The 290-nt window shown below is 42.1% G+C and carries 1 protein-coding gene; it reads left to right on the top strand.

Annotation, left to right across the window (positions count from 1 at the left end; translation table 11 throughout):
- Positions 1-113: 113 nt before the first annotated feature.
- Positions 114-290: Mur ligase domain-containing protein (locus SB773_RS31085; RefSeq protein ID WP_410594112.1), on the top strand; the 177-nt coding region annotated here is incomplete at its 3' end.

The following is a 290-nucleotide window of genomic DNA, read 5'->3' as shown; positions in this document are numbered from 1 at the left end:
ATGGATTATAATCAGCAGGAGCCGGTTCGATTTACACTGGTTTCTGCTTCGTTTGGTTAATGGAAGAAGAGGGAGAGAGCGATTAACGGTTCGATGAATGTAGGAGGAACGAAATGATAAAGAGAACGTTGAAACAAGTACATGAAATGGCAGATGGATTGAATGATATCACTTCATTCCAGTCCAAAGGAATAAATGGGGTTACCATCGATTCAAGAACGGTTAAGGAAGGGTGTTTGTTCATTCCGCTTAAGGGTGGGCAGGTTGACGGTCATCAATATGTCAAGCAA

The organism is Bacillus sp. SIMBA_074, assembly GCF_046534555.1.
GTDB classification, from domain to species: Bacteria; Bacillota; Bacilli; order Bacillales; family Bacillaceae_G; genus Bacillus_A; species Bacillus_A mycoides.
This window is presented reverse-complemented; position numbering and strand designations above follow the sequence as displayed.